We start from the raw sequence: 13,671 nt of genomic DNA on the forward strand, positions 1-13,671 counted from the left end.
GTGAACAATGCCAGGCTTAATCTTATGTGCCACACAAAGATGTGGCTCGACTATGATAGTAGAAGACATACGTAATACTGGAGTTTTAGGTCTTCCAGAAGAGTACTTTATACCCTGGGATTCTTCCAAAAAAGAAGTTGACTGGGTAGCTGCTTTACAAGGTATTAAAAATAAAGCAAAAACATCGAATGGCTTCTATTCGATAAAGGTGATGGCAAACCATCTTCCTGTAATTGATGAATGCCTTAAAGGATCACGTTTTGACACTAAAGATTCTAATTCGGTTTTGTTTCCACGCTTTAGAGAAGCATTTAAAGATTGTAAATTCTTGATGATACGTCGGGATAGTATAGTTCGACAGGCAGTATCGAGAGAAATGTCACGACAAACTGGCGTAAATCATGCCACTAAAAATGAAAATGATGAGCACTTTGCTGGTAATTTAATGAAGGGTTATCAAGAAAATTATAATAAAAAAACGCATTATAATCTTAAAGGGGTTGGCAATGAAGTCAAAAAAATTTCTGCAGAGAATGCACTTTGGGAATCGTTTTTTGAAAGCAATGAAATTAAGAGCCCTCTTGTATTACGCTATGAAGAAGTATGTAAAAATTTCCCTGCCTATTTGACCAGAATTTCTAATTTTACGAATGTGCCTTTAGAACAAGACTTGGATTTCCAACAACGTAAAATGGTTAGGCTTTCAAATTCAGTCAATGATGAATGGGTAAAATCGTATCTTAAAGATTTTGGTTATTCCGTTTAAATAATACAGAGGCTATAATGAGATATTTAATGATAGGTGCTGGGCATTTTTTAGATGGCAATGATAAGCAATCTAACGTTTTTGCCTTTAATGATCTGCTTAAACAGTCCGGTGGCAATTCTGGGAATTATATGATAGGTGAAGGTGTCAGGTTTCATATACTGGACTTTATGGATAATGATACTGATACTTTTGAATATATGCCATGGTCGAAATTTAGACTAACAACATCGGCGCAACTTGATGAAAACTATGATCAAGTAATTTTGGCCGGCGCTAACATGATTAATGAGAAAGCTGATTTCAGCTTCGCTTATAATAAGCTTGCAGCTACTAGTTTGCCTATTTTTGCGATGGGCGTTGGGGCTCAAGCTGAAAATTATAGCGATGGCATAAAAGTTCCTACTGGTACAATTAATTTTTTTAAGCTAATAGATGAGAGATCAGCTTCAATTGGTGTAAGAGGTGATTTCACAGCATATATTTTAGAAAGTATGGGTTGTTCAAAAGTAGAAATTAATGGCTGTCCATCGTATTACATAAATAAAAACAATAAAGATTTTTATATTGAAAAGAATTGTGAAATTTTAAATTCTGCATTTTTAATGAAAAGAGACAGGAATAAATATAAATCCGATATGCTTCTTAAAGAATATCAGAGTGCTGCATTGAGAGAATGCATAGATAAAAATTTTAAACTTGTAGTCCAAACTGATTATGCTGAAGCTTCAACGGCTTATAATAAAGTGATGGTATCTGAACCGTGGGGAAGGTTAAAAAAATATTTTTCTATAAAGAAAGAAGAAGAGCAAAAGTTTAATAATTTTTTTATTAATAATACCGGAATTTATTTTTGTTGGGATGAGTGGGTTGACTTTTTAAAGGGTGTTAATTTTTCGTATGGTGCTAGGTTTCATGGTAATATGGTTGCCCTGATGAATGGTATACCTGCTTTGAATATAACGCATGATACTCGAACCAAGGAATTTTGTGAAACCTTAAATCTGCCTTACATTGATATTGAAAGTTTAGATAAAAAATATATGACTTCTGATGAATTGTATGATTATGCTAATTTTGATAATTTTAATTCTCAGTACGGTATTATGTGTAAGAAATTTGATGATTTTTTACGTTTGAATTTAAACTAGTCCTTCCGGGGCTTTTTAGCCCCGCTTTATATAGGAATTATATTTCTCTTTAGCGATTTTTTTGACTAATCTTTTATTAAAAAATAGTATTGTTTGTATGTTTATATGCTTATTGTTTTATTTGTGATAAGGTAAAAAAATGGTTTATATTTCCGATTATGCAGGCTTTATTGACAATAAGGCAAGAGAAACACATGTCATATTTTCCAGCGCCAATATGCCAAGAGGTAAATTGTCAGGAACTCGTGTCTTCATACGCACGGATGTAAATTATATTTTTTTAAATTGTATTGAAAATTCCTGGTTTTTAAATGGTGTAATAGGCTTCGGGAAAGATCTATTAGAAACTATTGATAAATTAAAATTATTAATTAAAGAATTAGGCGATCACTATGTCGTTTTTTACGGTGGTTCTATGGGGGGGTATGGAGCTCTTCTATATGGATTACACATCAGACCACATCGAGTGGTCGCAACTGGTGTAGAATATATATTAGGTATTAAAGGAGGTTTTTTTAATAAGCATTGTTTAAATAAGAATTTAATTTGCACTGATTCAAGTAATGAATATTTATATAACCTTGTGAATTGCAACAAAGAGTATTTAGATAAAGTTTTCTTGATATATGGTGAAAGAGCGTTTAGCGACTTAATCTGCGCACTAAAAATGTCTTCGGATGGTTTTAGTAATATATTTACTATTGTCAATGAAGATCATTCTATCCCTCCTTTTTTGACTTCTTTTTTTGATATTAGCGACCTAATATCTTCTAAGGATATATATTCATCTTTAGGAGCTTTTTCAGGGAATATAGTTAATTATCCTGATTTTGTAAATGCTTGTTATGAATTCTATGTCAATAAAAACGCCTACAGTCTACTCGACTTTAAAGATATTGAAAATCTTCCTCCTTTAGTTAGAAGCTATTATTATTTCTATAGATTTTTATATGAGAAGAAGAAGGGGGTCATAAAGGCTTCTTTTTGGCTTGAAAGAGCTATTTATTTAAATCGCAGTTGCCCTATAATTCTTTATAATTATGCCGATTATATGAATCTTATAGGAGATTACAACACAGCATTAATGTACTCTAAGTTATCTTATAGTTTTTATGTTAAAGGTGTGAAGCCTCTTTATAATGCGCAATTATCTTGTATTGAATCTTTAATAAATCTTGAAAATCACGATGAAGCCATTAAAAGTTTTGCTTTGTTTAAAGAAAAAATTTCTAAGTCTGCTTTAAATAATCCTCACATAGCTCTCAGAATAACAAAAATAGAAAGTCGGCTTGGTATTTAAAAATCCATAAATAATAAATTTGACTTTGTCATGTTTTTAAAATAAATATGTAAGCATGCTGCATTATTGTTTTGAGAAATCTATTTTTTTCAAACTTGAAGAATGCTTATAAAATTTATGCATTCCCTTTCTTTTTTAATTACTTTATTTAATTGTCTCAGATGACATTTGCCTAGTTTTATGTGTAAAAATTTATTTTATTCGCAATAAAATATATGAAGCGTCTTATATAATGTTAATGGTAGTTAATGTTTGAGCCGACGACGGCTTAAAATTTTATTAGATTGGCTTGATTGTGTTATTTAATCATTTTATTCCGCTACGACCTCAAAAAGAAATTGTTAAAAGACTTTTTAAAAAATTGTTACTGGAATATAGTTTTTTATTTTTATAAGCGATGTTTTTATTATTTATTTAAAAGTTCTTGCATATAAAATAATCTTTTAACTCAAGAGGTTTAATTGTGTCTGATACTACTATATTGATATGTACCGGTTTCCATCGGAGTGCTACTTCAGTAACGGCACAGTGGTTAGCTCGATTGGGGCTAAATATGGGCCACTGGATGCTAGGAGCTTCTCCTTCTAATAGAGATGGACACTATGAAGATAATTCTTTAGTTATGTTACAAAATCAAGCTTTGGCTGCCCAAGGTACTTCATGGCGCTTCCACGACGAGGTACCTCTGTATCCTCTTCAGGCCGTCAACATGATTTCACGATACTCTGCCAGCCGTGACCAATTTTCTCCTGAAGGCTGGTGTGTTAAAGATCCGAGATGTACACTTTTTTTACCAGCATGGAATAATGTACTTGAATCTAGGGCGCGCTATTTATTTGTACTTCGACATTGGTCTGAAAGCATACAGTCACTTTATAAAAGGCATGCTGAAGCATTGGTCTTCGATCACAGCTCTGGCTTGAAAGAGGCGCATCTTCAGTTTTGGCGAAAACCCACATTGGCATTGGAAATGTGGATCGCTTACAATCGTCGTTTATTGGATTTTTTTAAAAAACATCCAGATCAGACCCTATTGATAAGTCAGCGTAGTATATTTTCTGGACTTAAATTGCCTGAAATATTGAATAAACGCTGGAATATGTCGTTCGATTTCGCTGAATCTCCTGTTAAACCTCACTTATTAGCTGATATAGTGGACAATAACATTTTATCCATGTGCACTACAGAGCTTGTTGAAAAAGCTGATAAGCTTTGGGAAGAATTAATGGCTATTACAGATTATAAAAATAACGATGAAAGTGCGCGCTGGTCAAATAACGAGAATAAAATTTGTCAATTAAGAAATGTTTCAGAAATCTTAGATACTTATATTCCTACTGTTATCCCAATTGATTTGAAGGCCCACTTAGATTGGCTAGAAACGCAAGCTGGGCCGCTGAATTTATTGCCTGTGATTCAGTGGTTAAGATCTGATGCTGAGTATCGCTTTGGTTTATGGGAAAAGCTGGCTCGTTTAGCTTTGAAACATTCTAATTGGAGTGTTGCTATTGAAGCTCTAAAACATATAGTTATTGTTGGTAACCCTGCACCAAATATATTCAAGCTTTTAGCGGATGCTTATCTTGGGCATGGTGAGTATGATATGGCTATTAAGTTATACGAAAAAGCGATATCAAAAAATAAAAAGAATTTTATTTTTTATGTATCTCTCTCTCATTTGTATATGTCTTTAGGACGACATGAAAAAGCAGAGATGTTATTAAAGAAAAGTACTAAATATTTTGATAGAATTCCAGGCTTGCTTTTTAATGCTATTATAGATGCACTTTGGCAACAAGGGAAATATAATGAAGCTAAGGACTTGCTTGCAGCAAGAAAAGATGAAGGTAGCATACTAAAATTATCACTATATGAAATAGAAGAAGGAAATGAAAGTGGTGTTGAAAGGCTACGTAAATGGCGCTCGCGACGTCTTGAGTTTAATTCTTTTGAGTCTTTTAAGTGCCAAATTGAAAGCAGCGGTTTAAGCAAAAGTTCCAGCATCAATCTAGTTAAAAGGGTTCAGGATATTTATGCTGAATTATTTTGAATTTTCTCATCATTTTAAGGTGCCTTATGTTACCTGTTTTTTTTGTACATATTCCTAAAACTGCTGGTACTAGTTTTCGTAAGTCGGCAGAATCTTTTTATGGTAGAGAAAAAATTGTCTACGATTATTCGCCAAGTTCCGAAGAAACTTCAAATATAATTAACAAGTGGATATATGAGAAAAAAGATCCTTTGAATTTTTTTGAAGAGTTTAGTTGTTTAAATTATTCTCTTTTAAGCGGGCATGTTAATGCCAGTAAATATATACACCTATTGGGTGCTCAACAAACTGTTTCTTTTTTTCGAGACCCTGTTCAGCGTGTAGTTTCGGAATACTACCATTTCGTTCGAAATAATAACTATAAAGGCGACCTCCCTTCTTTTTATCGTAAACCTCAATTTATTAATCGGCAAACGAAGATAATGCACGGCGTGCCTTTTGAGTCAGTCGGTTTTTTTGGGCTTACGGAAGAGTATGAAATTAGTTTAGAGATGCTTAATTCTCTTTATGGGCTGAGTATAAAATCCATAAAGCTTAATATGGGTAGAAAAGATCAAACAGTAGACTATAAGCTTTCTGATGAAGAGCGCATTGAAATTGAAGCTCTTAACGAAGACGATATTGTTTTTTATCAAAAAGTTAAGAATAATTTTAGAGAGCGATATTCACTTTTTAGAAATGGAGAAACGTATGTGCATGGATTGGTGCAGCAACTTAGTCCAAAAAAAATAAGTGGTTGGGCATGGTATGCTATGAATAGCTCTGTTGTCTCTCTAAACATTTTAGTAGATGATAAGCATGTCTCTACGATTGAGTGTAAAGAGCTAAGACCTGGCTTGTTACGTCTCTCTCCACCAAGAAATGGATATGTTGGCTTCCAATACAATTTTTCTGAACCGTTGCTGAGTGGATCCATCGTTAAAGTAGTAGTAGTTGAAACTGGTCAGTTGCTTACAAATCAGGAAATTTAAATAATATTTATATTTTAGCCTTTGGCCAAAGAGTACAAGAGAATATTGTGAAGCTTTTTGTATGTTTTCCCCAATGCAAACCCCGTTGCCACCTGCGGCGTTTGAAAGAATGTGCAATATTTCAGTGGCAGGCTACTGACGCTGACCCGCAATTCACTCTGCCCAAGGCACGCCTGTTACCTGGATGGCAAATGCTTGAAGTTGCTGTTGATCATGATCAACCCAGTGCGGCAGTGAAAATCTACTTTAATCGTGGAAATGGCTTTGAAGAAGAAAGCAGCGTTTACCTACCGTTAAAGAGTGGACGCATCACCAAACGGCTTTTTTGGATGCCTTTCGGAGTCAAAACACTTCGCTTGGATCCGTTGGAAAGTGAGGGGCATTTCACCATTCGTCACCTGCGTTTTGTGTGGTTAACCCCATGGTTTGCTCACGACCGGTTGGCGCAGCGTTTAGCCAATATGCACTATAAGTGGCGTAATGTACCTAAGCGACAGGTTATCAAGGCGCTTAAAGAGCAGGCGGTTTCAAGCGGTCGTCCATGGCGTGAAATTGCCCTGGAAACCTATGAAGCGACGTTTGAGCGGTTTTCGGTTCAGCGTAGTTACGGTGATTGGATTGCGGGTCAGGTTAAGCCCAGTGAAGCGGAACTGGCTAACACACTAAATGGGTTGGCCTTCAAGCCCTTGGTATCGGTGCTTGTTCCCGTTTATAACCCGACGCTTGAGCACTTGAAGAGTTGTTTGGATTCCGTGTTGGGCCAAGCGTATCCCCACTGGCAACTCTGTATTGCTGATGATGCGTCTACTGATCCGGCTGTTTCGGCACTGTTGGCAGATTACGTTGAGCAAGATCGCCGTGTTCATGTGGTTACACGGGAGAACAATGGTCATATTTGTGCCGCCAGCAATAGCGCACTAGCATTGGCAGAGGGCGAGTATATCGCACTTGTAGACCATGACGACTGTCTGGCTCAAGAGGCGCTGTTGGAAATGGTTGTGGCTCTTAATCAGCAGCCTCAGGCACGGCTGCTGTACAGCGATGAAGATAAGCTCGATGAACGCGAGCAACGCTTTGACCCGCACTTTAAGCCGGATTGGAACCCCGATCTATTACTGGCGCAAAATTATATTTCGCACTTGGGTATGTATGAAACTGCCTTGGTAAGGGAAGTTGGTGGGTTTCGTCAAGGGTTTGAAGGCAGTCAGGATTACGACCTGGTGCTTCGAGTGACTGCCCATTTGACCCCAGAACAGATTGTCCACGTGCCTAAGGTGCTTTATCACTGGCGAGCCACTGAAGGCTCCACTGCCATGAGTAGCGGACAGAAAGATTACACCTCCCAGGCTGGGCTTGATGCTGTCGCAGAGCATGTTGCTACCTGCCACCCTAGGGCCAGGGTAGAGCATGGAGCGTTCGCCAATACTTATCGCGTACGTTGGCCGGTACCCAACTCTAAGCCATTGGTGAGTTTGTTAGTGCCCACGCGTGATCGTGTAGAAATATTGAAGCCCTGTGTGGATGCCATTCTATCGCGTACCGATTACCGTAATTTCGAGCTGTTGATTCTGGATAACCAGAGTACCTGCTCGGAAACACTTGCCTACATGGAGAAGGTCGCCTCGCAGGACTCACGGGTTCGTGTATTGCGTTGGGAGCAACCATTTAACTACTCTGCTATCAATAACTTCGGTGCCCAAAATGCCAAGGGTGACATTATTGGTCTGGTTAACAATGATATAGAGCCGATCAACTCAGATTGGCTAACCGAAATGGTCAGCCAGGCAAGCCGGCCTGAGATTGGTTGTGTGGGCGCTAAGCTCTACTACCCAAATGATACGGTTCAGCATGCAGGCGTTATTTTAGGGATTGGTGGCGTAGCTGGTCATGCCCACAAGTACTTTACTCGCCACGCTATTGGTTATTTCACTCGGTTGCATCTTGCGCATAATTTATCGGCGGTAACTGCCGCGTGCATGCTGGTTCGAAAGTCAATTTTTGATGAAGTTGGCGGACTCAATGAAGCACACTTAGCGGTGGCCTTTAATGATGTAGATTTTTGCCTGAAGGTACGTGATGCAGGCTACCGCAACTTATGGACTCCCTATGCCGAGCTTTACCATCACGAATCCATCTCACGTGGGGCCGACGACAACACTAAGAAGCGTGCCCGTGCAGCGGGTGAAGTCGCTTACATGCGTGAAACCTGGGGGGAGCAGTTGGATAATGACCCCGCCTATAACCCTAACCTTACACTGGTGCATGAAGATTTTTCGCTTCGCTAATCAATTCGGGGCACTGGGATCACTTGACCAGGTCAGCGAAGATGGGGTGCGTGGGTGGTGTTCATCAGAAAAGCCCCTTCGCATTAAAGTGAATGGGCAAGAGTGCTTACGTGCATATTGCCAGGAGCAAAGACGCGATGTGCAAGCAGCAATAGGAGGTGAAAGCACTGTCGGCTTTAATGCACAGCTGACATTGGTTCCAGGGGACTTAGTTGAAGTTACCACTTACTGTCGCAAACCCTTAGCGGGAAGCCCCAAACGGGTGGCAAGCAACACTTGGCTGGGGGCAGAGGCCGTAAAGTATCCAGCTTTTAAGTTAATCGCAGTCCTCCTATCGGAAACTCATGCTAGTCACTTCCAGCCTTTTTTTAGGCGTAACGCTGAGTTGGCAGCAGTGGCACTACGGGCTCCTAATCAGCCTGATAGGCTGGTAAAGTTTAATTGTAACGCTGCGCATAGACGCGATGTGCAAGCTTTTTATAAGCTTGTCATTATCCCCTTCTCATTACCTGCGCCTGAACTACTGCCTACGCCTAATGGGGAAGGTTTGTTTGCTCTAAACTGTCTTCATTATCGTTATGTAGAAGGTCGAACCTATTCCGCAGCCTCATTACTGCCTGAACAGGCTCGCCGTGATGTGATCCACGCCCTCGGCAAGCTACATTCAATTGCTATCGGTAATCTGAGACGGCTAAATAGCCATCAGCCTTACTGGGCTTATTTGCAGCGGAGTATAGTTCGGCAGGCATTACTTTCGTGCGATATTGGCTATATAAAAACGTTGATGGTGATGAGGCGCTGCATTCGTAAGCTACCAATGGTGCTTTCTCATGGTGATCTACACACTGGTAACGTGCTAGTGGATGCCACAACAGGCAAAGTGACATTGATTGATTGGGATCGGTGGGGGGAATTGCCACTTGGTTATGATGAAGCCTGCTTCTTACGAGGCATACCATTTCGACAAGCCTTGGCGTATCTGCCGGATCAACATGCTTTGCGTTTAGGTTTTACGATAGTGAGTTATTGGTTAGGTGCTGTGGAGGGAAATGGTTTTCGTTATACGGAGCAGGCTAAAAGCATGATGAATTTTTTAGAGAAGCATATGGGTTAGTTGGCTTGAGTTCTTAAATGCCGCATTAAGGAATTACAATGCAGTTATTAGTTGTTGGTGGAGCAGGTTATATTGGTTCCCATATGGTGAAACAGTTGGCAGCAGCTGGCCATAAAGTTGTGGTCTTAGATAATTTGTCGACTGGATTCAGCTCGCTTGCCAAGTATGGAAGCCTTGTGATAGGTGATTTGGCGGATGTTAAGCTGTTAGAGCAGCTCTTTCAGGACCACAAGTTTGAGGGTGTTATGCATTTTGCCGCTGCAAGCTTAGTGGGTGAATCAGTGCAGCGTCCAGGTAAATATTATCGAAACAATGTGGCAAACACTCTTAACTTGCTGGACGTGATGGTGCGCCACGGGACAAAGAATTTTATTTTTTCCTCTACCGCGGCAACATTTGGCGAGCCGGAATACACTCCCATTGATGAGGCTCATCCTCAAAAGCCGATTAACCCTTATGGCGCAAGTAAGCTCATGGTTGAGCGAATTTTGCAGGATTTTCATGCGGCTCACGATTTAAATTCGGTGTGTTTGCGATACTTTAATGCCTGTGGTGGCGACCCAGAAGGAGAGATTGGAGAGTGTCATGATCCAGAAACACACCTCATCCCTATCATCTTGCAGGCAGCATCCGGTCGTCGCAGCCACATCACTGTTTTTGGGCGGGATTATGCTACGCAAGATGGTACTTGTGTGCGTGATTACATTCATGTAGAGGATCTATGCTACGCGCATGCACTGGCGTTAGATGCGTTGGCAAATTGCAAACTACAAGGGGCTTTGGCTTATAACTTAGGCAATGGATTAGGTTATTCGGTACAACAAGTACTTTCTACTGTACAAAAAATAGTTGCGGAAGATGACAAAGAAGTGACTGTTGAAGAAGGGCCACGTCGTCCAGGCGATCCTGCAATATTAGTTGCGGATGCCGCATTGGCGAAATACATTTTAGGCTGGCAGCCGAAGTATGCAGACTTAGAAACTATTATTCGCCATGCATGGGCCTGGGAAAAGAAAATGGCTATAGTTGCATAATCAAGTAACGTCTGTTTGATTCAGGATTCGATTATTTTGCAAAGCTGTAATACATTTATAGTTTTAAGCGATGGGGCTAGGCCAACAGAAGATATTTATTTTTTGAAATCTGCGGCCCCAGAGTTGAGTCGTTTGGGGAACCAAATTGAGCGAGTAGTTGCCTCCCGCTCTTTTGCGAATGCTAGATTGCATGGAAGGAACGTTTTAAATAGCTACCCGAGTGCTACCTTATTATTGTGCCGCTCTCTGTCATTAAGCTGGTTGCGCTGGCTAGAACGCAACCGCAACGTCTTTGGCTATATCGTCTATTTGATCGATGACGACGTTGCCGCTGCCTCCGTCGATGCTACGCTACCCAGCGCCTACCGCAAACGCATGGCGGGCATAGCAAGCCTTCAGCCCCGCCTGCTCGCCCTGGCCGATGAGGTGGTGGCATGCAGCGACCAACTGGCAAGCTACTTTACACCGCGCCACGCCAAGGTTTCGGTGCTTACACCGCCGTTGCTGGCGCCATTGCCGAGCCAGGAGCATTTGTCGGTTACCGCTTCTTCAGAAACGCCTTGGCAGATAGGCTTTCACGGTACCCGGGCGCACCTTCAGGATTTACTGCATATCGCACCTGCCTTGGAAGCACTGCAAAAACAGCGTGATGATACCGAGCTTGAAATCATGCTGGGCCAACATATTCCCAGGCGGTTGGCGGCGCTACCACGGGTAAAAGCCCCGGCACCGTTGCACTGGCAGGCTTTTCAGCAGTACCAACGCCAGCGACGAATACACATTGGCTTGGCACCGTTATTAGCAACGCCGTTCAACCAGGGCAAGTCGTTTATCAAGTTTTTGGATATTGCCGCTATGGGTGGGGTAGGGATCTACTCCAATCGCTACCCCTATACCGAGGTGGTTCGCCATGGCGAAAACGGCTTGCTGGTGGACGACTCCCCCGAGGCGTGGCAGGCAGGGTTAAACCAGTTGCTCGATAACCCTGAAGCAACCGCTAAAATGGCAAGCCAGGCGGCGCGGGACGCCCTAAACATTGGTAACCCACAGAAAGCGATAACGTTTTGGCAATCGCTATAGCGTGATAATCAAACTCCCCACTCACCACTCACCACTCACCACTCACCACTCACCACTCACACCTAAAACGGAAACACCCAAGGCGTAATCAGCAATACCGCCGCTGAGTAAGTCACACTAACCGGCAAGCCAATCTTTAAAAAGTCGGTGATGCGGTAGCGCCCAGGTGAATACACCATTAGGTGGGTTTGGTAGCCAAACGGGATTAGAAAGCAGGCGCTGGCACCGTACGCAACGGCCATTACAAACGGCAGTGGGTCGGCGCCAAAGGCGTGGGCGGTGCTCCAGGCCACCGGAAAGGCCAGCGCGGCAGCGGCGTTGTTGGTCACGGTTTCTGTGAGCAGCAGCGTTAGTAGGTAACAACCCACAAATGCGGCATAGATACCGTAGCCGCTGAACAGCCCCTGCATACCGCTGGCTAACAAGCCCGCCGCGCCTGAGTTTTCCAGTGCCTGGGCAATCGCTAACGCCGAACCAATAATCAGCCATAGCTCAAACGGGAAACGGCGGCGCAGTTCCGCCAGGCTGATCACTTTCAACAGCAGTAGCCCGCCCAGCAGTATCAGTAGCCCGTGGAACAGTGGCAGCAGATTAGCGGTAGCCAGGGCGATCACCGTTGCAAAGCCGCCCACGGTGAATAGGCTCTCTTTGTTACTCAATTGCGGCCTGGTGAAACTGCCGCTGAGTAAGTGGAAGTTGCGGTCTAGGTTGCGGTGCTGCCGGAAATCAGCGCTTACCGCTAACAGCAAGCAGTCCCCCACGCGAAGTGGGATTTTCCCCAACTGCCCCTCCAAACGTTTTTCTCCCCGCCGTATACCCACCACTCCCGCACTAAACATGCTGCGAAAATCCACATCCTGCAGGGTTTTGCCTGAAAGCTCGGATTCGTGGGAAATCACCACCTCCACCAAATTCGTCGCTAACAGGTTGTCGGCCTGATGGCCGAACAGCTGCAGCCCTGGAAAGCGCTGCAGTGCTTGTACCTTGCCCACTTCCCCCGTGAAAACCAGCGTGTCGTTGGCCAGCAGTTGCTCATCCGGTGCCACGGGGCTAATCAGCCGCCCGTGGCGCTCTATTTCCAGTAAGTAGAGCCCCTCTAGGCTACGCAGGCCGTTTTCTTCGATGGTTTTGCCGATCATGGGCGAGTCGGGCTCTAGGTCGGCCGCTAGAAAGTAGGAGAGCTTTTCATTGGTGTTTTCCACCTGGTGATGCGGCAGGGCATTGGCGCGCCACATTAGAACGCATAGGGTCGCCAGCGCCACAGGGATACCCACTAGACTGAATTGGAACATGCCTAACTCGCTGCCACTGGCGCTCAAGTTAAACGAGTTCACCACCAGGTTGGTGGACGTACCCACCAGGGTGGTAATGCCGCCCAAGATGGAGGCGTAAGAGAGCGGGATTAATAGCCGGGATGGCGCGATACGCTGCTGGCGCGAAATAGCGCCGAGAAAGGCCGCTACCACGGCCGTGTTATTCAAAAAAGCGGAAAGCACCGCCGTACTACCCATTAAGCGTGCCGTAGCAAGTCGCGGGTGGCCCTTTAATAGGTGGCGCGATAGCCAGTCCAGCAGAGGCGAACGTTCAAGCGCCAGCGATACCAGCAGTAAGAGTAATAGTGTGGCGAGTGCCGGGTTGGTGTATTGGGTGAGCAGGGTAGCGGTGTCGACAAACCCTAGTAGCAAAAAAATAGCGGCCAACGTGACAAAAGCAATGGCAGGCTTTACGCGCCCGCTAATTAACAGCGCCAATAAAAGCGTAATAGAAAACAGAACGGCCCAGGGGGTCATATTGGGTCCTTAAAAACGGTAACTTCATGGTTCACTTGCTGGATTTTACGCAGGCTTTTATGATGGTGTCTAATGATTGCCGATCTTCGATCTGATGATTATTGAAAATTATATTTAATACAGGTGGTTA

10 protein-coding genes are annotated in these 13,671 nt (G+C 42.8%); 9 read left to right on the forward strand and 1 reads right to left on the reverse strand.

What is annotated here, in order from left to right; translation table 11 throughout:
- Positions 1–7: 7 nt before the first annotated feature.
- The 9 genes from HZU72_RS18195 (at position 8) to HZU72_RS18235 (ending at position 11,751) form a co-directional block, all read left to right on the forward strand.
- On the forward strand, positions 8–766 hold the full coding sequence (locus tag HZU72_RS18195; RefSeq protein ID WP_180094672.1) for a Stf0 family sulfotransferase: 759 nt from the start codon (positions 8–10) through the stop codon (positions 764–766).
- A gap of 17 nt (positions 767–783) precedes the next feature.
- Positions 784–1,917: a polysaccharide pyruvyl transferase family protein gene (locus tag HZU72_RS18200; protein WP_180094674.1), complete on the forward strand. Its 1,134-nt coding sequence runs from the start codon at positions 784–786 to the stop codon at positions 1,915–1,917.
- Between the two features lie 139 nt (positions 1,918–2,056).
- A complete protein-coding gene (locus tag HZU72_RS18205; protein ID WP_180094677.1) occupies positions 2,057–3,217 on the forward strand; it encodes a hypothetical protein in 1,161 nt (386 codons plus the stop codon).
- Positions 3,218–3,680: 463 nt separating this feature from the next.
- Complete coding sequence (locus tag HZU72_RS24140; protein ID WP_180094679.1) at positions 3,681–5,267, forward strand: tetratricopeptide repeat protein; 1,587 nt, start codon at positions 3,681–3,683, stop codon at positions 5,265–5,267.
- Positions 5,268–5,293: 26 nt separating this feature from the next.
- Positions 5,294–6,238 (forward strand): sulfotransferase family 2 domain-containing protein, encoded by a 945-nt coding sequence (locus tag HZU72_RS18215; protein ID WP_180094682.1) that lies wholly within the window; start codon positions 5,294–5,296, stop codon positions 6,236–6,238.
- 191 nt (positions 6,239–6,429) lie between these two features.
- Positions 6,430–8,523 (forward strand): glycosyltransferase family 2 protein, encoded by a 2,094-nt coding sequence (locus HZU72_RS18220; protein WP_180094685.1) that lies wholly within the window; start codon positions 6,430–6,432, stop codon positions 8,521–8,523.
- A 139-nt stretch (positions 8,524–8,662) separates the two neighbouring features.
- Complete coding sequence (locus tag HZU72_RS18225; RefSeq protein ID WP_180094687.1) at positions 8,663–9,637, forward strand: aminoglycoside phosphotransferase family protein; 975 nt, start codon at positions 8,663–8,665, stop codon at positions 9,635–9,637.
- A gap of 38 nt (positions 9,638–9,675) precedes the next feature.
- Positions 9,676–10,671, forward strand: a complete 996-nt coding sequence (gene galE / locus HZU72_RS18230; RefSeq protein WP_180094689.1) for a UDP-glucose 4-epimerase GalE — start codon at positions 9,676–9,678, stop codon at positions 10,669–10,671.
- A 234-nt stretch (positions 10,672–10,905) separates the two neighbouring features.
- Entirely contained in the window at positions 10,906–11,751 is an 846-nt protein-coding gene (locus tag HZU72_RS18235; RefSeq protein WP_235976168.1) for a glycosyltransferase, read from the forward strand.
- Positions 11,752–11,813: 62 nt separating this feature from the next.
- Here HZU72_RS18235 and HZU72_RS18240 read toward each other — a convergent pair whose 3' ends face one another.
- Entirely contained in the window at positions 11,814–13,541 is a 1,728-nt protein-coding gene (locus HZU72_RS18240) for an SLC13 family permease (RefSeq protein WP_180094693.1), read from the reverse strand.
- Positions 13,542–13,671 lie beyond the last annotated feature (130 nt).

This window comes from Vreelandella sedimenti, from assembly GCF_013416325.1.
Classification (GTDB): domain Bacteria; phylum Pseudomonadota; class Gammaproteobacteria; order Pseudomonadales; family Halomonadaceae; genus Vreelandella; species Vreelandella sedimenti.